The organism is Staphylococcus gallinarum (assembly GCF_000875895.1).
GTDB lineage: Bacteria > Bacillota > Bacilli > Staphylococcales > Staphylococcaceae > Staphylococcus > Staphylococcus gallinarum.
This window is the reverse complement of sequence record NZ_JXCF01000003.1, coordinates 251806-271828: the sequence shown is the minus strand read 5'-3', so window position 1 is coordinate 271828 and position 20023 is coordinate 251806. Positions and strand designations below refer to the sequence as shown.

The window sequence follows — 20023 nt, the reverse complement described above, 5'->3', positions numbered from 1 at the left end:
TTTGTTTCCCCCGTTATAAATTAATATAGGCTGGTTATTATCCATACCTAGAAAAAATTGGCAAAGTTACTGTAATGATGTCCTGTTTGCGATAATCATATTGCTTAGTAATTCATTAAATCGTTATTTGCAAAAATACAATCCTTCAGGCTTTAAAGTCATTAAGAAACACATCAGTTATGTTGGCGATTTTACTTCTTTTTAAATTAAAATTTGAGTTCAATTCATTGTTTTTAATATCAATATGCATATCATAGTTATCAATTGTACCAACACATAATATTAATAATTTGCTATCAAATTTAATTATGTAAAGGCAAGATTTACATTCTGCCTATTTTTGTAATACAACTGTAACAAAACGTATACAGTTCAATTAATTAATATAAAGCAATTCAAGTCAAATTTCAAGTAAAAACACACTTTTTGAGGTGAATAAACTTATAAAAATCCTTTTATTAAGGACTTATTAACGACATATTAACAATCTATTAAGGAACAAGATACGTTTTAATTATACGCACTATCTCTGATATATTAATCAGACTATAGTCCTATATATAAAATAAGAAACAATTATAATATGTATAAATTTCTTATATTTTTTTAATAATATCAAACAATCATCCGTCAATTCAAACTAAAAACGAAAGAAATCACGTTAAAGCAAACGTGATTTCTTTCCGTATTATCTCAATTATTATTAATGAGTACAAACTATATCTGCACGCAACATGATAAGAATATCATATTGTTATATAATTCCACTTTTTTTTGCTATTTCAGCATTTCTAATTGCATTCTATACTCAATGCCATGAAATAATTGGTTTAGCCAGTTAGAATATTTCACAAGATTTTTCTCAGCAGTTTCAACATCTATAAATTGGAATTTTAATTTAGTACCTTGATGTTTTTGTCCTAATTTAGTTAAATGATAGCTCGCAATTGTTCCTAGTTGGGGGTAACTCCCTAACGTATAATGATCATTGAGTAGGATAATCGGTGTACCGTCACGCTTTACTTGAATTGTGCCTCGTTGGACAGATTGATGTGCTGGCATATCCTCATAATATGCTTTTACAGACGGTCCTTCAACGAGCATGCCAACTCTATTTGCCTTACTTGAGACCTTATATTCACCAAGTGTGAAACGATTCAGTGCATTCTTTTTAAAGTCTTCTGTACCTTTATTTTTGATGACATGAATTACATCTGACATATAGTTAAATGATAATGCATAGCCATCTATACCCCAGTCTGTTTCTCGGCGTTCTTCAAGATTTTCAAATAGTTTATGATGACGTTCTGTATAATCACGTTTCATATTTATCTCGTCGCCTTTTTTTAATTTGCGACCATGAAAACCACCAATTTGAGATTTAAAGTCTGTAGACGTAGAACCAAGCCATTCGTCTAATTCAAAACCACCACCGATTGCTAAATAGACACGAGACGTTCGCTTTGTTTCCGTAAAAGCAAGTACATCCCCTTTTTCCATTAAATATAATTTATTAGGCAATACCTTCATATGCTCTGTTGCAGCTTTAAAATTCCCACCACTTAAAGCAATAAGTGTTGGTTCGGTAAAGCGGATACGTGCCATATTATTAGTCATTTCTAATGTTGCTTCACGTTTATCATTTGCGACGAGCCTATTTGCAATTTCATGTGCTAATGGATCTAATGCGCCACCCGGTATAACACCATTATGTTCATATCCTTGACGTCCAAAATCTTGAAAGCTTGAAAATAGCCCCGCATCTTCAATTATAATTGACATGGTTTAAAGCCTCCTAAGTCAAGTTCTTGTTCTGTAACAGGTTTGAATTGCACATTATCTCCTAACTTTAATTTAGCAAAATCAACTTTGTTAGGATTAAATAGCTCAACCGGAGTATAACCAACAACCAACCAGTCACCATAAGTATCCGTTGTTGTTATGCCACACTTTTTTCCTTCAATAATAACTGATCCTGCAGGAATAAAGGTCTTTTCATCACCAGTATGATTGACAAACAAACGTTTTTCCATACCTGTTAAATAAGGAAAACCAGGCGTGTAGCCCATCATTGACACAAAGTAATTAGGCTTCGTATGTAATTTAACAAATTTATCCATTGTTAATTTATAGTATTTTAATAAAGCTTCTAAGTCTGGACCATATTGCCCACCATAAATAACAGGGATTTCTATAGCTGGTGCCGCTTCATCGACATGTGTAATTTCTAGTTGTATGGATTGTAACAATGCTTTCATATACAGAAATGGCGAGCGAATATTATGATGTTTAATCATGTCTCTTGCATCATAACAAATCATCATGTCTGATTCTGTTGGAACAATTTCTGTAATAAAAGAAAAGTTTTTGCTTGATAAATAAGACTTTAACGCCAATAAATCTTCTGTTAAATCTCTTGAGACTTCTTTTTCTATAGAGACCACAATTGCCTGATCTCCCTGGCTATAAATCTTCATAAATTCACCTCATAAATAGTTACCTTACTTAATGGTAGAATACACGCAATCCTTGAACTAAGTGATGTATAAGTTCAATCATAAAAAAGTAAATAAAGATAATTTGGACAATACAAGATATAGTAACTATGATTTGCGCACGTATAACCGCGTGTTGCTTTAATAATTGATTCGTCCATAACTTTGTTAACATCGCTAAAATGATAATCGCTACTGCCCAAATCCATATCATCCATCTTGCCTCACTAACTCATTATTTTTATTTAAACTGTACCTACTCAACGACATATTAATCTAAGTTATTACTTAAAGTTCATTGTGGAAACGATTATTTTATCGTCATTTACTTTGTAATAAAGTATCACTGTTGTACTTAAGCTTTATTTTAAAGATAAAACCTAACCTCGGCAACCTCTCTTAAACTATTTATCAGAAAAACCTCAATCTCTCCACGAATCAATTTATCCTTGAACACGTCTATCGAATAATCTCGCTCTATTAATTTACCTTCTTCAATGAGTTCCTCTCGCATACAACCTTTCAAGAAATCCCCATTATACTCCGGCGTATAATATTGATCATCTTCCTTTATCATGACATTACCGATATCAAATTCTAATAACTTGCCAGATGCATCATATAATAATATCAAATCTGTCGAATGATCGTGTGCCAAATGGTCGCGATGCGTTGTCTTATAAATGACTTGATCTTTGTTAGTTGGCCATTTCAATTGTACTAGTCGTGCCGTAAAATAACTTTTACTTGGTAAATCAGCTACGACATGTTCCATCTGTCCTTGCTCATCAACCAAGACCTTTAAGCGGAACGTCCCATAATGATAAGTTGAACGAACTTCTTTGATAATATCCTCAAATGTTTGTTGTTGAAATTTAATATCGAGATTTTCACATGCACTACGCATTCTTTTAATATGATAATTCAACCTGTTTACTGTTCCATTATCTAACTTCATTGTTTCAAATAATTGCATTATAATCTCTCCAATATACGCGTCTTATCTTTAAATTCTTGAATTTCTAATTCTGGATTTGAATCAATTGTAATCCCAGCACCAACGCCATATACCGCTTTACCATTGATATATTGAATGGTTCTTATAGGCACATTAAAGATAGACTTGCCATTCGGTAAGAGTAAACCTATTGAGCCACAATAAATATAACGCGGTGTTTGTTCTAATGCTTTGATATATTTCATCGTATTTAGCTTGGGCGCTCCAGTTATAGAGCCACATGGAAATAGTGCCTTTAATACATTGACTAGTGACATTGTGTGATTGACTTTACCCGTCACCATTGTCGTCATCTGATAAACGGTCGTGTATGCTTCTATATTAAAAAGTTGATAGACATGGACTGATCCTGATTGTGCAATTCTACCTATATCATTACGTAATAAATCTACTATCATTACATTTTCAGCTTTATCCTTTGCTGAATGACGCAATGTTTCTAAATTTCGACGATCTTCTTCAGGCGTCCGACCTCTCGCTATGGTCCCCTTCATCGGTTTACTGACGATAACATCCTCATCGTCTTTAAATGGCCCCCTCTGAAAGAATAATTCAGGTGATATTGATGCTACTTTCAGTTCTGATGTATCGATTAAAGCAGAATAAAAGCCATTATTTCCTTTTAATAATATTTCATATAATGCCGCAATCGGATAATGAATATCATCTATTAAACGTGTTGTGTAATTTACTTGATACGTATTCCCCTCAATTATTGCCTGTTGAACTGACTTTATATGATCCATCATCGTCGTATGACTTAATTGAAATTGAAAATTGCATCGTTGACTATGCCCTTCATATTTCGGAGGTTCTGTCATATCATAGCTTTCAAAAACATAGGCCGCAGCATAAAGGTTACATTCAGAAATTGAGACGGTTGCCATTTCTGGATTAAAATAGCTTGCCGCTTCATATGATAAATATAATGCGACATAATACCCCATTTTTTGCTTAGTCTCTGCAAAGTTAACCACTTCACCTACATCTTGCAGTTGATAGGCAAGCCTTTGCTCAATACTATTTGTAAAGTTATACTGATGTGTTTCATGTTCTATTTCATCCTTTAAATAGCGATAATTAAACTGGATTTGCATGTTTTGTCACCATAATTTCTATAAATAATTTCAATTGTTCAATGCCATATTCACTTAATATGGATTCCGGGTGGTATTGTACGCCGTATATAGGGAGCCTTTGATGTTCAATTGCCATAATAATTGCTTCATCATTACGTGCAGTAACCTTTAATTGCGATGGCATTGTATCTTGTTGTGCCATCAATGAATGATATCGCATTACTTTAAATGACTGTGGTAAGTCCTTAAATATACCTTCGCCAGTATGCTCAATAACTGTCGTATGACCATGAATTGGGCGATAACTTTTAACAATGTCGCCACCATAGTATGTAATAATATGTTGAAATCCCAAACACACTCCTAAAATTGGCACTTGTTGTGCAAATTCGTCCATTACTTCCGTTAGTATTGGATAATCCTCAGGTGTTCCCGGCCCCGGAGAAATCACAATGCCTTTTGGTTGAATTTGTTGTATCTTCGCAATCGACAACGCTGTAACATCTATAACACAAACACCATCTTTGTAGATTTGCTTAATATAATCTACAATGTTGTATGTGAATGAATCTTTATTATCAATCATTAGTATCATGCGTTCACCTCTTTTTAATAGATATTCTATAATATGATATTAACCCTATTATCACAAATATCACCTTGATTTTACAACGTAAATATATTATTCTATATCACGGCATAAATGAATACAAAGAGGTTCCTAGCTGATACCCTCTATAAAAAACTAGACACTCAAAAACGTCTGTCTTTTTATAGAGACAGACGTTTTTTTGCGTCATTTTCAATTTAAAAAGCTAGTATGAAATTAATAAGGAGTGTACAATACTATGACGCAACAAACATTAAATAATGATAAAGCCATTGTCGTCTTTAGCGGTGGTCAAGACAGTACTACCTGTTTATTCTGGGCTAAGAAACATTTCTCAGAAGTTGAACTCGTAACCTTTCAATACGGACAGCGTCACGACACAGAAATAAAAGTAGCTCAACAAATAGCTGAAGAACAAAACGTCAAACATCACTTGTTAGATATGTCATTATTATCACAGCTAACTCCAAATGCATTAACACAACATGACATGGATATCGAAGAGACAGAAGATGGTGTACCTAATACATTTGTCCCTGCAAGAAACTTATTGTTTCTTTCATTTGCAGGTGCATTAGCTTATCAAACAAATGCTAAACATATTATAACGGGTGTTTGTGAAACGGATTTTTCAGGGTATCCAGATTGTAGAGATAGTTTCATAAAATCTATGAATGTAACACTGTCACTTTCAATGGATAAAGACTTTGTCATTCACACACCTTTGATGTGGCTAGACAAAAAAGCAACATGGGCCCTAAGCGATGACTTAGGCGTACTGGATTATATAAGAACAAAAACACTTACCTGCTACAACGGCATCATCGGCGAAGGTTGTGGGAAGTGTCCGGCTTGTCATTTACGTGCACGCGGTTTAAATGCATATTTAGAAGAAAAAGGAGCGCGATAATATGTTCCAACAAAATTATCCAAGTGTACAACACGATTATCAATTTGAATTAAATAAAGATTTCAATTTTTCAGCAGCACATTACATTCCTAGTGAAGATGCTGGAAAATGTATGAGAACACACGGTCATACTTATTTCGTCAACCTAACGATTGCTGGGGATACATTAGATCATAATGGATTTCTTGTGAATTTTAGTGAATTAAAAAAAATAGTACATGGTCAATTTGATCATCAATTACTAAATGAACTACCACAATTTACAGGTAAGAGTCCATCTACTGAAGTTGTGGCACAAACAATTTATGAAATGGTACAAAGTGCATTAGATGAACGCCAGAATAAGCCACAGTGCTTACAAGTATATGTAAGAGAAACACCAACAAGTTATGTTGTCTTTAGACCTAAGGAGACTTCACATGAGTAAGATACCTGTTCTAGAAATTTTTGGTCCAACCATTCAAGGTGAAGGTCGTGTTATCGGCCGTAAGACGATGTTTGTCAGAACAGCTGGATGTGATTATAGATGTAGTTGGTGTGATTCGAGCTTTACTTGGGACGGAAGTGCAAAAGAAGATATTCAGTTAATGACAGCTGAAGAAATATACGATAAATTATATGAAATCGCCGGTGATTCCTTTAATCATGTAACTATTTCAGGAGGTAATCCTGCATTGATTAAAGGGATTCAATCTTTAGTTGATTTATTCGACAGTAAAAATATCCAAAGCGCTTTAGAAACACAAGGAAGTAAATTCCAACCTTGGATGACACAAATTGATGACTTAACAATTAGTCCCAAACCACCAAGTTCTAAAATGAAACCTAATCTACCTATACTAGATGACGTAATAGCGAAATGTGTTCCAGAAACACTTAACCTTAAGGTTGTTATATTCGATGATGAAGACTATCAATTTGCTAAAATGATTCATCATCGTTATCCAGAGATACCATTTTATTTGCAAGTTGGTAATCCATACTTAGATGGAGAATATGTTGAATCACATACTGAAAGATTATTAACATTATATGAAACCTTGGTTGATCGTGTTATGGCGAGTCCCGATATGAATAATGTTTATGTTTTACCTCAATTACACACACTACTTTGGAGTAATAAAAAAGGTGTTTAAATTGAGATTTTACTGTGATGCGTTGTATAATGCTCTTTGTCCTAACAACGCATCACTTTTTTATGATAAAATTTAGCATTATTAAATAAAATCATAAATTACTGTTAAGCCAATTATTAAATTGAATTTGAAACCCTGTCATTCAAGCTTAACAACCATTACGTTTATTAACTGATTAACAAGTATTTAATAAATGCTATAATAAATAAAACTTACTTAATCATTTAATAGGACAGTTACACTGCTTATTATTAAATATAATTTATTTGAAAAATAATACTAAAATAAAACATTTGAATAAATGATTTTAAACACGTGACATTGCATGTTTTCGTATGAATAAATTTATCTTAATTGATATAATATTGCAGTGAAGTATCTAGGTTAGGAGAGCACCATGCTAATTAATATAATCATAAATATAGCTGCGGTATTAGTCATCCTCGGCATTGATTTATATCGTCAGAATTATAAACAACTCAAGTTTAGCTCTATACTCATTGCATTAACCATTTCTAGCTTTATCAATTTAATTATCGTCGGCAAGTATGACTTCATTTCACTTTATACCAATATACAATTGATATTATGGACAATCTTACAGCTTTACTTAAATAGAAAGGTACATACGTATGTAATTTCACAACAAAAATTCATTGCCTTTATTATTACAAGTATATTGAGCACTTCGTTAATCCTAACGTATAGTACAAGTAATGATTCATACTATATGTCAGTACCTTATTTAGCACCAACAGTATTTATGTTCGGGGCAATCATCGTATTTTATACTACCTTTTCACCAAGTGAAAAGGAGAAATTCGGATTTATACATCGTATTAAACATCCGATTCTTGTAGGACAAATACTAATGATTATTGCTACTACATTAATGACATTACTCACACCTTATTGGTACATGTTTATTATAATCCATGCCATTTTTATCGCTTTTATTATTTGGCAAAATATATTTTTACATAAACGTGATTAATCCAATTCAAACTGTGGTAATTATTAATATCGTAGAAATTAATTATAAGGAGGTTATATTATGGGATTTATATTAATGCTTATCGTCGGCGGTTTAATCGGTTGGATTGCTGGTGGCATCGTCGGTAAAGATATTCCAGGTGGTATCTTAGGTAATATTATTGCCGGTATCGTTGGTTCTGCTCTAGGTAGTTGGCTACTTGGAGATTGGGGTTGGCATTTAGGTGGCATCGCCATTTTCCCTGCGTTAATCGGTACAATTATATTAGTTGCAGTTGTATCATTTGTAGTAGGTAGACTACGTAAGAAAAATTCAAAATAATATAACCAATTAAAATTGTTTGCAGTCAAAATGTTATCAAATGAAACATTTTGACTGCTTTTTTATAATAAAAAGCTTCGTAATCTCAGTATATTTACTGCACATTACGAAGCTTTTATTGAAATGATTCAAAGCAATCAACTTAGTATAATTATCACTATCTCTGGATAATCATTGTGGAACTATTTACTTTGAATTTTTTATAAATTAACGATGATTAACTAACTCTTTATCTTTTCTATAGTGTCTCTTATATTTGAAATGATTGCTATTCAAATCCTCTGTAGTCACATTTGAATCTAAATCATGACTTAAATTCGACTTCACTTTATCATTACTTAAATTAGAAGCTTGCACTATATATTTAGGTCGCGCTTTAACTTCATAATAGATACGTCCAATATATTCACCGACAACACCTATAGAAATGAGTTGAATACCACCAAGTAGTAATATAGCTGCTATAGTTGAAAAGTATCCTGGCGTATTAACTCCATTTAATATAATACCTGCGAAAATAAATGTAATGTAAAGTATACTAACAAAGAATACAAATAATCCAAGATAAATCATTGCACGCAGTGGTTTTGTATTAAATGATAACAATCCATCAATACCATAATTTAACAATTTACCAAATGACCATTTGGACTCGCCATCTTCTCTTTCAACATTTTCATAGGTAAACACTTTAGTATTATAACCAATCCACTCGTATAAACCTTTAGAGAAACGATTGCATTCATCCAACTCTGTAAGTGAATTAACTGCACGTTGACTTAACAATCTAAAATCACCAACGCCATCTTCCAATTCAATGTCTTCGACAAAGCGATTGATTACTTTGTAATAAATGCGTGTCATAATTTTACGTGATTGTTTTTCACCTGTTCTATCTCTTTTTGCTACAACTTGATCATACCCATCCATGTAGCCTTCAATCATTTTAGGGATTAATTCTGGTGGATGTTGCAAGTCAGCATCTATCATAATTACTGCATCACAGTCTTTACTATGCTGATAACCAGCTATCATAGCTGATTCTTTACCGAAGTTTCTACTAAATGAGATGAATTTTACGTGTTGATCTTTAGTAGCTGCTTCTTGAATATAGTTAATTGTTTTATCTTTACTTCCATCATCAACAAATAATAAATCATATTCATATTGATGATGCGCACTATCTTTTGATAATATCTCCGATAAACGTTGATAAGTTTTTAATATTACTTCACCTTCATTAAAGCAAGGCACAATTACTCTTATTTGCATACCTTAACACCTTCATTTCAGTTACTTCTATTCCTACTTTATCAATATTAATCATCTTTATGCTAACTTAATCCTTTGAATTTACACAATCTTTATACTCCGTTAATATTCACGTGTAAAACTTAATCTTTTTAAAATTATAATTGCTTTTTTGATTAGATTTCATTATAAATCTAATAACGGATGGACGTCATTTGTTTGATATATTCAATAATATAATAGTCTAAAACTAATACGCATAAAAATTATAATTAGTTTCAAGTCTTTAAATTATTCCCCTTTTTTAATAATAAAAACAAATTCACTTTATATTTAATACATAAAAGCACTTATTCTAATCGCTCATTAACTCATTTTATTATTTACAGTATTCCGTATTATTGGCTCGCTTTCCTAGGGGACAGCTTCAGCCTGTTGTCTTCAGCTTGTCCTGTTCCCTCAGGAGTCTCGCCTGAATACTTATATAATTTTTGATGTTATTTTAATGCCTTTTTACATTATGGTCTTCTGCTTTAATTTGTGTTGGTTTTAATCTTTTATAATAATCAGTCATTTGTAACGATTCATACACAAAATGACACAATAGGTAAAAATGATGCGTTTGAAATTATAAACTCAAATCTATTTATCTTAAGCTATGACAAAGATATACGTTCATAATTATAGCGTTTAAATATAAAAGAGAGTTAATCCTTTACGGAATAACTCTCTTATTTTGCGAATGGAGATTTAGCCCCTACTCCATTTGTTATATCTTATATTTGCCAATCTGTTATTTTAAAGTGCCTATCGCTACTTTATCAGGATCTTTACCTTGTCTTTCATTCACATTTAAATTATCAATTTGAGCAATATCTGTTAATTCCAAATTGAAATCAAAAATATCAATATTTTCTCTAATGCGGTCTGGTGTTTTAGACTTAGGAATAATGAGTCTATTATGTGCAAGGTGCCAACGTAACACAATTTGTGCTGGTGTCTTATCATATCGTTTCGCAATATCAGTAATTATTGGATTATCTAGTAGTCCTTGATTTCTCATCAACGGCATCCATGCGGTTACTGCTATATCATGCTTGTCACAAAAATCTTGCAACTCTTGTTGGTTAAAGTAAGGATGTACTTCAATTTGATTAACTGCTGGTACCACATCTGTCTCTTCCATCAACCTTTCCAAATGGTGTTGTTTGAAGTTGCAAACACCAATCGCACGTACCCAACCTTGTTCATACAATTTTTCCATTGCTTTATAGCTTTCAATAAATAAATCATTTTCTTCACATGGCCAATGAATAAGGAATAAATCTAAGTAATCTGTGCCAAGGTTTTCAATAGACTTGGTAAAATATTCGATTGTTTTATCATAACCTTGATAATCATTCCATAATTTTGAAGTAATAAATAAATCTTCGCGAGGTATATCTGAATGTTTGAGTGCATTACCAAGTGCAATTTCATTTTTATAAAAATATGCAGTATCAAATGCTCTATAACCAGCTGCTAATGCCGCTTCAATAGATGTCTCCATTTCTTCTTCTGTAATTTTATATACACCGAGACCAACCTTAGGCATTGGGTAACTATTATTTAAATAATAAACGTCTTCAATCATGATGCAAATCCCCTTTCAATAACTTAAATCATTGTTCATTACATTTTAATATACACCGCCATAAAAATATACTAACAGCGCTTATAATTGATTTTCATCCTAATATCAACTCATAAAAAAACCAGCTAAGCCTTTACATAGGCTCAACTGGTTAATTAATTATGACAAGTTCAGAATCAAAAATTAATCTTTTTCTTCTTCGTCTTCTTCATCCTCTGGTGTTGGACGTGTTTCATTAAATTCATATTTTAATATAACACTAATGATTTGATGATTATCAATTTCTGAAATAACCCAACGATCGTATTCAGTATCGACATAATCATTCTGTTGTAAATTGGTATTGTGTGCTTGTAACCATCCACCAATTGTATCAATATCATCCGAATCAACAAATTCAATACCAAATTGATCATTTAAATCATCAAGTAATACTCGACCATTAATTTGATATTTATTGTCAGCTAATTTAACTACATCGTTCACTTCATCATCATCAAATTCGTCTCGGATCTCACCAACAATTTCTTCTAATATATCTTCCATTGTTAAAATACCTGCTGTACCACCATATTCATCAATAATAAGACTCATATGTACATGCTCACGTTGCATACGAATTAAAGCATCACTGATACGTGTTGTTTCAGAAATCATTGGTAAATCATGGATATAATTACTTACTTTAATTGGCTTACCAGATGCATATTCTGTTAAAAATTCTTTAACATTTACGAAGCCTTTCACATGGTCTTTATCACCATCTTCAGTAATAGGATAACGTGTAAATTGATGTTCTTTAATCGTCTCTAATAATTCATCGACATTAAACGGTTCATTTAACGTTATCATTTGTGTACGTGGTACCATGATATCCTTTGCGTGGCGTTCATCAAATGAGAAGATATTTTGCATATAAGCTAACTCAGTTTGATTAATTTCTCCGCCATTATAACTGTTGTTTATTATGATTTTAATTTCTTCTTCAGACATTGCATCGTTATTAGCGTCTGGATCAACTCCAAACAATCGAATAATCATTCTCGCTGATCCATTCATTAACCAAATTAATGGTTTCATTACTGTTCCAAAGTAATACAATGGTCTAGCATAGATTAAAGCTAGTTTCTCCGTATATTGAATGGCCAAAGTCTTAGGCGCCAATTCACCAAGTACCACATGTAAATATGTCACTACAATAAATGCTACGATAAATGAAATGGTTGTAGTCAAAGCCTCTGGTAAGTGAATCAATTCAAACAATGGATGCAATAATTTATCAAATGTCGGCTCACCAAGCCACCCAAGTCCTAAAGATGTAACAGTTATACCTAACTGACATGCTGATAAATAATAGTCTAAATTCTTAATCATCTTCTTCACGACTCGAGCGCTACCATTGCCCTCTGACGCAAGTTGTTCTATTCTTGTCGTTCTTACTTTAACAAGTGCAAACTCCGATCCGACGAATACCGTCGTCAATGCTATTAAAAGAAAAAATATAACTAAGTTCATTATGGTCACAGTTTCCAATTAGTTCCCTATTTCTAGGGATTCACCTCCAAAATTTCGTGTCACAATAGGTGACCGTTCATAAAATTGTTTATCTGGTACTACTATTAAATTAATTACTAAATCCTTCCCATTGTAACACCTCCCTAAAAATACGCATTTCCTTTATTTTATCATAATGTAATCTTGCAATCTAATTTATACTACAAAATTTTATTTGTTCAACTAGACATTTAAACGCAAAAATTTGTTTGAGTCAACTTTCTAATTTTTCTTTTTATTTTATCTTTTAAAATAATCTTTTAACAAATTGGTGTATTTCACCTTCTTTAATCGTTGCACAAACTTGTTGATCGTCATCTAAAATAACTATATCTGCATCTTTCCCCACAGATAAGCTACCTTTTTGATGATCAATATTTAATGCTATTGCTTGATTGAGACTTGTGACACGCCAAACTTTCTCAAGTGGTTCGCCTGTATATTTCAATAAATTATTTAGGCCTTCATTCATTTTTAAAATACTGCCAGCTAAAGCTCCTGAAGCTAATCTTGCCTCAGCACCTTGTACATGCACATTTTGACCACCTAAATCATATTCACCATCTGGCATTCCTTTAGCTCTCATAGCATCAGTAATTAAGAAAAATTGCTCATTACCTTTTTGTTTAAAGGCAATCTTTACAGCAGCAGGATGCGAATGAATACCATCAACAATCAGTTCAGTACTCAATGCGTCATTCGTCCATGCAGCGCCAAACACACCAGGCTCTCTATGTTCAAATGCAGTGCCAGCATTATATAAGTGCGTTACATGTTTAGCACCTTGTGATACGGCTTTATTTACCTCATCATACGTTGCAACAGTATGACCTATTGAGAATTTAATTTTGTCATGGAATGCATTTAATGTTTCTTCGGCTCCAGTCACTTCAGGAGCAAAGGTTATCACTTTAATTTGACCATTCGCAATGCTTTGAAATTGTCGTACTTTTTCAATCGAAGGTCGTTGAACAAATTCTGGATTCTGTGCGCCTACTTTATGTTCAGAAATAAATGGCCCTTCTAGATGGATTCCAACTATGTCTGCTGCTTGGTATTTATCATGTTTACTTTGATAGCTCACAATTGTTTTCAAAGCTTTCGTAATATTATCATCTGATTGTGTCATTGTCGTTGCTAAAAAGCTCGTTGTTCCTTCAGATAATAACGATTTTGCAAGATGTTGTAATCCGTCTTCAGATGCATCCATTGCATCTTCACCATATCCTCCGTGAATATGAATATCAATAAAACCTGGTAATACGTGATGACCTTGTGCGTCATATGTAGTCAGTTCACCTTCATATTTTCCTTTACCTACACCGGCAATCTTACCAGCTTTGATGATTAAATAACCCTTTTCTATTGTTTCATACTCTGTATAAATTCGACCATTTTCAATTACATACTCTGCCATGCCTATCTACCTTCTTTACGTTATTTTACTCATTTCACACACTGACGCTTTTCTCCCATTTTACCAAAATTATTTACCATATTATAATCTTAAGTTTATTTCATATAAAATAAAAAATTCAGTAGAAATACGTTAGCAACGCCTTTCTACTGAATTAATTTAATATATCACATCTTATTCATTCATTGCTTCTGAAGCACGGATTTCTTCTTTTCCAAGTTTAGGCTTCAAGATACCATATAAAATCGCTGCAACGATTGAACCAATAACAATTGCTATTAACGATTGTAATACGTGACCAAAGTCTGTACCAACGATAACGAAGATACCACCATGTGGCGCTTGAATTGAAGAACCTAAACCAAGTGCAATCGCACCTGCAACACCTGAACCAACCATCATAGATGGAATAACACGTATAGGGTCAGCTGCTGCGAATGGAATCGCGCCCTCTGTAATAAATGATAGACCCATTACATAGTTTGGTACTATAGAACCTCGTTGTTCTTTAGTAAATTTCTTCTTAAAGATTAACATTGCTGTAGCAATAGCAATTGGAGGAACCATACCACCAATCATTGCTGCTGTAATTGGAGCCGCATTACCTTCAGTTAGTGCCGCTGTTGCGAATACATATGCTGCCTTATTGAAAGGACCACCCATGTCAATCGCCATCATTGCACCAATAACTAATCCTAGTAACATAATATTTGTGCCTGATAAACTTTGTAAACCATTAAGTAATAAATTATTCAACCAAGATGCTGGTGGATTTAATACATAGATCATTAGTAAACCAGTAATTGCTACAGAGAATACTGGATAAATCAATGTTGGTTTTAAACCTTCAAGTGCTTGTGGTAAACCACTGACCACCTTTTTAATACCTTGTGTTAAGTAACCTGCTAAGAAACCTGCTAAAATACCGCCAATAAATCCTGAATCACCAGAAACTGCTAGCATACCACCGACTAAACCTGCTGCGAAACCTGGTTTATCTGCAATACTACGTGCGATATATCCAGCTAATATCGGAATAATTAAAGCAAAGGCACTATTCTTACCGATATTCCATAATTGCTCTGCAAAGGCATTATGTTCTGAACTTTTTGGATCAAATGAGTTTGGTCCAAATAAAAAGACGATTGCCATCAAGATACCACCAGCAATAACAAGTGGTAACATATTAGAAACACCGTTCATTAAGTGTTTATAAATTGTCTTACCGACACTTTGTTTCTCATTCGAACTTTCTGATTTACTACTATTTCCTCTTGCTACAAATGGCGTTCTTGAAGTATCTTGAGCCATATCAATTAACTCTTTAGGTCGCTTGATACCATCAGCAACTGGTACTTCAATTACATTTTTACCATCGAAGCGATCCGTTTCAACATGAACATCAGCCGCAACGATAATTCCTTGAGCACGTTCAATATCTTCTGCTGTTAGATGGTTTTTAATTCCGCCTGAACCATTTGTTTCAACTTTAATATTGACGCCCATTTTTTCCGCTTGTTTCTTCAATGCATCACGTGCCATATACGTATGTGCGATACCTGTCGGACATGCTGTAACAGCTAATACATATGGTTCATTGCTATCAGCAGATGTTGTTGCTGATGCTGCAGCTGCTTCTGAAGCTTCCTCTTCTTCGGTTGCCTCATCATCAGCTCTATCAATAATATTCAATACTTCTTTTTCAGATGATGCGTTTAATAAATCCTTTCGAACATCTTCATCCATTAAGATACCTGATAATTTTGCTAATGCATCTAAATGCGTTTGTGCGCCGCCTTCCGGTGCTGCAATCATAAAGAATAAATGCGCTGGTTGCATATCTAAACTTTGATAATCGACACCTGCTTTAGATTTCCCAAACGCAATTGCTGGTGTGTCCACTGCTGCAACCTTAGCGTGCGGTATTGCTATTCCTTCCCCAATTCCCGTCGTGCTTTGTGATTCTCTATTATGAATTGCTTCTTTAAAGGCTGTAACATCATTTAATTTACCAGCTTTGTTTAATTGATTAACTAATTCATCAATTACTCCATTTTTATCGTTTGAAGAAAGGTCCATCGCTATCGTGTCTTTTGTTAATAACTCAGTAATTCTCATAGTTATACACTCCCATCTAGTGTCTTAATTTCAACTTGTGACTGGATGTCTGATATAGCATCACGCGTCGCTAAATCTTCGCTAAACGCTGTTGCAGTCCCTGCTGATACTGCTTGTTTAAATGCTTCTCCCACAGATAATCCATTTTCTAAACCGGCAACCATACCTGCCACTGTGCTATCACCTGAACCAACAGTATTAATAACTTGGCCATTTGGGACAATAGCTTTAAAGCTTTGTTTGCGATCAACATAAATCGCTCCATCTCCACCAAGTGAAATAATGACTGACACTGCACCCTTATTTAAAATTTCATGTGCATACTTAATCACTTGTTTATCAGTTGTAATCTCTGTATTAAACATAACCTCTAATTCATCTTTGTTCGGCTTGATAAATAGCGGATTATACTTCAACACACTTTCTACTAAATCTTTCTCAGCATCTACTACAAGCTTTGCACCTGTTTCACTAGTAATCTTTGCAATTTGTTCATAAGCATCCGCTGGTACACTTTTTGGAATGCTACCCGCAACGATAACTGTGTCTTGGGGAGTCGTTGATTCTATTTGCTGTAATAAATCTGAAAATTGAGTCTCTGAAATAGTAGGTCCTGGTGCATTAATTTCTGTTTCTTTCCCAGTCTTTAATTTCACATTGATTCTGGTATCCTCGTCTACCTTTACAAAATGAGTTGCAATATCTGCTTGCTCTAATGTATCTTCGATAAACTGTCCAGGAAATCCTCCTGCAAAGCCTAATGCAGTTGACGAAACGTCTAAAGTCTTTAATACTCTTGATACATTAATTCCCTTTCCTCCTGCAAATTTATATGTTTCTGTAGCACGGTTTAAACCATCTAGTTCGAAACCTTGTGCAAACATTATATAATCGATAGAAGGGTTAAAAGTTACTGTGTAAATCATAATGTTCCCCCGATAAAATTGTATTTTTCTGAAAAATATTGAAACGTCGTACCTTCTATTGCTTTCTTAGATGTAACTAATGTCACTTCATCAGAGAGTGGCACATGTGCAAAATACACTTTGTTAAATTTTGAATGGTCTACTAACACAAAATTTCGTGTTGCTAAGCCCATCGCTTTATTCTTAATAATGGCTTCTTGGTCATCTGGAGTCGTCAATCCATATTTCAAATCAATACCATTCATACCGAGAAATGCCTTATCAAAGCGATAACGATCCAGTGTTTCAACCGCGCTAACTCCGACAGTTGCAAATGTCGTAGATTTCACTTCTCCACCAATAATCAATGTACGTATACCTTGCTTTAACAGCTCTTCAACATGGGTTAAACCATTTGTCACAACAATAATATCTTGCGCTTGTATATACGGAATCATTTCCAGTGTTGTCGAACCAGCATCTAAATAGATACAATCATTATCTTCAATTTGCTGTGCTGCTAATCTTCCTATTTCTTGCTTTTCTCTATGGTTAGTACTGCGCTTATCTGCTAAATTAGGTTCTAATAGAGATGATTGGTTGAGTGTTGCGCCACCATGAACTCTTTTCAGTTTACCTAGTTGCTGAAGTTTAGATAAATCTCTTCTAATTGTTGAAGCACTACATTCAGTTCTATCAATCAATTCCTGTAACGTTAGAAAGTCTTTTTTTGACAGTTCAGTCAAAATTAACTCATGGCGTTTTTCCGTAATCATCATTTCACCTCATCTCAAAGATATTATAATGTTTCCGCTTTCTTTTTTCAATCACATTTTATCAAAAACAATCAAAAACAATCATTATTTCTGAAATTTTTCAACTTTTTGTCACTTTTTGCCCATTCATTTCGAAAACAACAAAAAAAGATGCACAAACGATCAAATACTTTACTCGTTTATACATCTCTGTAACTTCATTGTATATAATGTTAATCAGCTAACTTTCAATAATTGAGGTAACTTGTGCTTTAGTTTGTGTTATTAAATCTGTTACTTTAATCTGAATTTGGGTACCTCTCTCACCACCACTTACATAAACAGCGTCTAATCGTTCAGACTGACTATCTATGACTGTTGGGAAAAGTTTTTTCATTCCTATTGGCGAACAACCACCTCGCACATAACCAGTCACCCGCTTCAAATCATCAAGTGGCATTAAATGAAGTTTCTTTTCCTTTACTGACTTTGCTGCTAGTTTCATATTTAAAGTTGCATTAACAGGAATGATAAATACAAAATGCTCGTGTTGTGCATTTTCTAATACTAAGGTCTTAAATACCTCATCTACACTCACTCCGACGAGTTGCGCTACACGAGTACCGTCCATATGTGCTTCAGTAACAGGATAGTTGTTAACTTTATAGTCTATATGATTACGATCAAGCATCCGCATTGCATTTGTTTTTTTGGATTTCACGTTAAATACACCTCATCTACTTCTCTTTAAATCAATTGTACGCCTCTTATTATGATTAAACTAGCTAATCGCTTGCTTTACCTATTATAATTTATTTCAAAAATCAATAACGCTAAAAAAATAACTGACTATTAGACTACAATCAATTCATACGCGACTGTAGTATAGTCAGTTTCGATGTTTATTTTAGTGCAGGTTGTTGAATAACATCTCCCGCCTTAGTAATAACTACTCTGCATTCATTTTCTGTTTTAGAGTCTATGAATGTATAATACATGCCCTCTTTAGCTTCCTTAACTTGTTTAAGGCTCGCATTCGCACCTAAATGATCTGCTGCATACTTTTGGGCTATGACTTCAGATTCTTGTGGTGATATACATGGTGCATTTTGTGATGGGTTATCTGTTACTCGGTATGATTTATCAAAGATTTCTGCATTACTGTGGGTATTAACAGTGACTCTATAATAAGATCCTGGATTCTTGTCATTTTTAAAGGTGAAAATATAATAGTATACACCTTGACACGTGCTATCTATACCATAATCATTATATTGGTTATTACTATGATTATCGTTATTCACCTTTTTTTGTGCAATAGCTAAGGCTTTACTAAATTCAGGTAAATTAGCTTTTCCAACTGCATTATTTTCTAAGTTATGTGTAGAATTCTGTGCAATCGGAACAAAATTCTTGGCGTTATGCGGCTTTTCGTTTTCATCCTTTTTCATTGATGCTTCAATAATTCCCTCATGCTTATCGTTCTGCGCTTTATCTTGTTTATGTGCTTGCTTTGATTTATCTTTAGCTTCAACCACACTTTCAACACCTGAATAACTTGAAATCTTTTCATGCACTTTAACTAATGCATTTTGATGTGTTGCTAAAAATAACAACAAGACTAAGCAACTAGCTAATACCATCGCTGACAAAGCCAAAGTTATATTTTTCATACTCATTTATATAGATACCCACATTTCTTTTAACATTTCTCTACATATTAGCACATAAAATTAACAAAAAACTTATATAGACCACAATTTAAAACAAATGTAATATCTGTAACAATAGTATTACGCAATATGATTCAATTTAATACAATTGTCA

At 33.4% G+C, this 20023-nt stretch carries 20 protein-coding genes; 5 read left to right on the top strand and 15 right to left on the bottom strand.

What is annotated here, in order from left to right; genetic code table 11:
• Positions 1–777 precede the first annotated feature (777 nt).
• The 6 genes from SH09_RS03265 to SH09_RS03240 all read right to left on the bottom strand — a co-directional run bounded on the left by SH09_RS03265 (position 778) and on the right by SH09_RS03240 (position 5187).
• Positions 778–1782: a 5-oxoprolinase subunit C family protein gene (locus SH09_RS03265; RefSeq protein WP_042738189.1), complete on the bottom strand. Its 1005-nt coding sequence runs from the start codon at positions 1780–1782 to the stop codon at positions 778–780.
• Positions 1770–2477 carry a 5-oxoprolinase subunit B family protein gene (locus SH09_RS03260; RefSeq protein WP_042738188.1) on the bottom strand — a complete coding sequence of 236 codons (708 nt, stop codon included), beginning with the start codon at positions 2475–2477 and terminating at the stop codon, positions 1770–1772. Before SH09_RS03260 ends, SH09_RS03265 begins: the two co-directional genes overlap by 13 nt.
• A gap of 28 nt (positions 2478–2505) precedes the next feature.
• On the bottom strand, positions 2506–2709 hold the full coding sequence (locus tag SH09_RS03255; protein WP_042738187.1) for a hypothetical protein: 204 nt from the start codon (positions 2707–2709) through the stop codon (positions 2506–2508).
• Positions 2710–2862: 153 nt separating this feature from the next.
• Positions 2863–3471, bottom strand: coding sequence for an aminotransferase class IV (locus SH09_RS03250; protein ID WP_042738186.1), 609 nt, complete (start codon positions 3469–3471; stop codon positions 2863–2865).
• Positions 3471–4610 (bottom strand): chorismate-binding protein, encoded by a 1140-nt coding sequence (locus SH09_RS03245; RefSeq protein WP_042738185.1) that lies wholly within the window; start codon positions 4608–4610, stop codon positions 3471–3473. The genes SH09_RS03250 and SH09_RS03245 overlap by 1 nt, the downstream gene beginning before the upstream one ends.
• Positions 4594–5187, bottom strand: a complete 594-nt coding sequence (locus SH09_RS03240) for an anthranilate synthase component II (RefSeq protein ID WP_042738184.1) — start codon at positions 5185–5187, stop codon at positions 4594–4596. Before SH09_RS03240 ends, SH09_RS03245 begins: the two co-directional genes overlap by 17 nt.
• 253 nt (positions 5188–5440) lie before the next feature.
• Here SH09_RS03240 and queC point away from each other — a divergent pair, with 253 nt between their 5' ends.
• The 5 genes from queC to SH09_RS03215 all read left to right on the top strand — a co-directional run bounded on the left by queC (position 5441) and on the right by SH09_RS03215 (position 8563).
• Positions 5441–6112, top strand: coding sequence for a 7-cyano-7-deazaguanine synthase QueC (gene queC, locus SH09_RS03235; RefSeq protein ID WP_042738183.1), 672 nt, complete (start codon positions 5441–5443; stop codon positions 6110–6112).
• A gap of 1 nt (position 6113) precedes the next feature.
• Positions 6114–6539 carry a 6-carboxytetrahydropterin synthase QueD gene (gene queD / locus SH09_RS03230; RefSeq protein WP_042738182.1) on the top strand — a complete coding sequence of 142 codons (426 nt, stop codon included), beginning with the start codon at positions 6114–6116 and terminating at the stop codon, positions 6537–6539.
• Entirely contained in the window at positions 6532–7248 is a 717-nt protein-coding gene (gene queE / locus SH09_RS03225) for a 7-carboxy-7-deazaguanine synthase QueE (protein WP_042738181.1), read from the top strand. Before queD ends, queE begins: the two co-directional genes overlap by 8 nt.
• Positions 7249–7645: 397 nt before the next feature.
• The gene (locus SH09_RS03220; RefSeq protein WP_042738180.1) at positions 7646–8242 is read left to right on the top strand and encodes a hypothetical protein; all 597 of its coding nucleotides are present in this window, start codon (positions 7646–7648) and stop codon (positions 8240–8242) included.
• A gap of 60 nt (positions 8243–8302) precedes the next feature.
• Entirely contained in the window at positions 8303–8563 is a 261-nt protein-coding gene (locus SH09_RS03215) for a GlsB/YeaQ/YmgE family stress response membrane protein (protein ID WP_042738179.1), read from the top strand.
• Positions 8564–8770: 207 nt separating this feature from the next.
• Here the strand turns inward: SH09_RS03215 and SH09_RS03210 are convergent, their stop codons facing one another.
• The 9 genes from SH09_RS03210 to SH09_RS03170 all read right to left on the bottom strand — a co-directional run bounded on the left by SH09_RS03210 (position 8771) and on the right by SH09_RS03170 (position 19875).
• On the bottom strand, positions 8771–9835 hold the full coding sequence (locus SH09_RS03210; RefSeq protein ID WP_042738178.1) for a glycosyltransferase family 2 protein: 1065 nt from the start codon (positions 9833–9835) through the stop codon (positions 8771–8773).
• A 772-nt stretch (positions 9836–10607) separates the two neighbouring features.
• Entirely contained in the window at positions 10608–11447 is an 840-nt protein-coding gene (locus SH09_RS03205; protein WP_042738177.1) for an aldo/keto reductase, read from the bottom strand.
• Positions 11448–11630: 183 nt separating this feature from the next.
• Positions 11631–12980, bottom strand: coding sequence for a hemolysin family protein (locus tag SH09_RS03200; protein ID WP_042738176.1), 1350 nt, complete (start codon positions 12978–12980; stop codon positions 11631–11633).
• 268 nt (positions 12981–13248) lie between these two features.
• A complete protein-coding gene (gene nagA / locus SH09_RS03195; RefSeq protein ID WP_042738175.1) occupies positions 13249–14418 on the bottom strand; it encodes an N-acetylglucosamine-6-phosphate deacetylase in 1170 nt (389 codons plus the stop codon).
• A 174-nt stretch (positions 14419–14592) separates the two neighbouring features.
• A complete protein-coding gene (locus SH09_RS03190; RefSeq protein ID WP_042738174.1) occupies positions 14593–16536 on the bottom strand; it encodes a PTS fructose transporter subunit IIABC in 1944 nt (647 codons plus the stop codon).
• Between the two features lie 2 nt (positions 16537–16538).
• Complete coding sequence (gene pfkB, locus SH09_RS03185; RefSeq protein ID WP_042738173.1) at positions 16539–17462, bottom strand: 1-phosphofructokinase; 924 nt, start codon at positions 17460–17462, stop codon at positions 16539–16541.
• Positions 17459–18220, bottom strand: a complete 762-nt coding sequence (locus SH09_RS03180) for a DeoR/GlpR family DNA-binding transcription regulator (protein WP_229366984.1) — start codon at positions 18218–18220, stop codon at positions 17459–17461. The genes pfkB and SH09_RS03180 overlap by 4 nt, the downstream gene beginning before the upstream one ends.
• A 217-nt stretch (positions 18221–18437) precedes the next feature.
• On the bottom strand, positions 18438–18893 hold the full coding sequence (gene ybaK, locus SH09_RS03175; RefSeq protein ID WP_107512575.1) for a Cys-tRNA(Pro) deacylase: 456 nt from the start codon (positions 18891–18893) through the stop codon (positions 18438–18440).
• A 205-nt stretch (positions 18894–19098) separates the two neighbouring features.
• The gene (locus SH09_RS03170; protein ID WP_306669273.1) at positions 19099–19875 is read right to left on the bottom strand and encodes a hypothetical protein; all 777 of its coding nucleotides are present in this window, start codon (positions 19873–19875) and stop codon (positions 19099–19101) included.
• Between the last annotated feature and the right edge of the window lie 148 nt (positions 19876–20023).

Bases quoted from the DNA above. Each gene is read 5' to 3' on its own strand.
- SH09_RS03265 (WP_042738189.1), bottom strand. From the start codon at position 1,782: ATGTCAATTATAATTGAAGATGCGGGGCTATTTTCAAGCTTTCAAGAT.
- SH09_RS03260 (WP_042738188.1), bottom strand. From the start codon at position 2,477: ATGAAGATTTATAGCCAGGGAGATCAGGCAATTGTGGTCTCTATAGAA.
- SH09_RS03255 (WP_042738187.1), bottom strand. From the start codon at position 2,709: ATGATATGGATTTGGGCAGTAGCGATTATCATTTTAGCGATGTTAACA.
- SH09_RS03250 (WP_042738186.1), bottom strand. From the start codon at position 3,471: ATGCAATTATTTGAAACAATGAAGTTAGATAATGGAACAGTAAACAGG.
- SH09_RS03245 (WP_042738185.1), bottom strand. From the start codon at position 4,610: ATGCAAATCCAGTTTAATTATCGCTATTTAAAGGATGAAATAGAACAT.
- SH09_RS03240 (WP_042738184.1), bottom strand. From the start codon at position 5,187: ATGATACTAATGATTGATAATAAAGATTCATTCACATACAACATTGTA.
- queC (WP_042738183.1), top strand. From the start codon at position 5,441: ATGACGCAACAAACATTAAATAATGATAAAGCCATTGTCGTCTTTAGC.
- queD (WP_042738182.1), top strand. From the start codon at position 6,114: ATGTTCCAACAAAATTATCCAAGTGTACAACACGATTATCAATTTGAA.
- queE (WP_042738181.1), top strand. From the start codon at position 6,532: ATGAGTAAGATACCTGTTCTAGAAATTTTTGGTCCAACCATTCAAGGT.
- SH09_RS03220 (WP_042738180.1), top strand. From the start codon at position 7,646: ATGCTAATTAATATAATCATAAATATAGCTGCGGTATTAGTCATCCTC.
- SH09_RS03215 (WP_042738179.1), top strand. From the start codon at position 8,303: ATGGGATTTATATTAATGCTTATCGTCGGCGGTTTAATCGGTTGGATT.
- SH09_RS03210 (WP_042738178.1), bottom strand. From the start codon at position 9,835: ATGCAAATAAGAGTAATTGTGCCTTGCTTTAATGAAGGTGAAGTAATA.
- SH09_RS03205 (WP_042738177.1), bottom strand. From the start codon at position 11,447: ATGATTGAAGACGTTTATTATTTAAATAATAGTTACCCAATGCCTAAG.
- nagA (WP_042738175.1), bottom strand. From the start codon at position 14,418: ATGGCAGAGTATGTAATTGAAAATGGTCGAATTTATACAGAGTATGAA.
- SH09_RS03190 (WP_042738174.1), bottom strand. From the start codon at position 16,536: ATGAGAATTACTGAGTTATTAACAAAAGACACGATAGCGATGGACCTT.
- pfkB (WP_042738173.1), bottom strand. From the start codon at position 17,462: ATGATTTACACAGTAACTTTTAACCCTTCTATCGATTATATAATGTTT.
- SH09_RS03180 (WP_229366984.1), bottom strand. From the start codon at position 18,220: ATGATGATTACGGAAAAACGCCATGAGTTAATTTTGACTGAACTGTCA.
- ybaK (WP_107512575.1), bottom strand. From the start codon at position 18,893: ATGCGGATGCTTGATCGTAATCATATAGACTATAAAGTTAACAACTAT.
- SH09_RS03170 (WP_306669273.1), bottom strand. From the start codon at position 19,875: ATGAGTATGAAAAATATAACTTTGGCTTTGTCAGCGATGGTATTAGCT.